This is a genomic window from Planomonospora parontospora (genome assembly GCA_014647935.1).
GTDB classification, from domain to species: Bacteria; Actinomycetota; Actinomycetes; order Streptosporangiales; family Streptosporangiaceae; genus Planomonospora; species Planomonospora parontospora.
In genome coordinates, this window is record BMQD01000115.1 from 1 (window position 1) to 506 (window position 506).

At 76.3% G+C, this 506-nt stretch carries 1 protein-coding gene; it reads right to left on the reverse strand.

Features of this window, described 5'->3' with window-relative positions; all coding sequences use genetic code 11:
- Nucleotides 1-499: SpnB-like Rossmann fold domain-containing protein (locus IEZ07_RS35365; RefSeq protein WP_373868907.1), on the reverse strand; the 499-nt coding region annotated here is incomplete at its 3' end.
- Nucleotides 500-506: the final 7 nt, after the last annotated feature.

Genomic DNA, 506 nt, shown 5'->3' on the forward strand with positions numbered 1-506 from the left:
GCGCCTCCAGACCCCGCCGGCTGGTCAGCACCAGACGCCGCACCCCGTGCACCGCCACCAGATGCCGCGCCACCAGCGCACCCAGACCACCCGTGCCACCGGTCACCAGCACCGTGCCGTCCGCCCCCCACACCGGAGCAGGCCCGTCCGCACCCGGCACCACCCCGCCGACCCGATCGGCATCCGGCAGCGTTCCATCCACCCGACCGGCATCCGGCACCGCCCCGCCAGCACCCGGCCCGGCCGCCGCCCGCTCCTGCGGAACCGACACCGCAGCCCCGACCGGCACCCGGGCCAGGCGCGCCACCCGCAGCTCACCGCCCCGGATCACCGTCTCCGGCTCACCCGAGGTGACGGCCGCCTCCAGAACCTCACCGGACTCGTCCATGCCGTCGGTGTCGACCAGCACGAACCGATCCGGGTTCTCCGCCCTGACGGCCCGCAGCAGACCCCACACCGGAGCCAGCCGCACGTCCACGTCCTCACCCGGCAGCGCCACCGCGCCC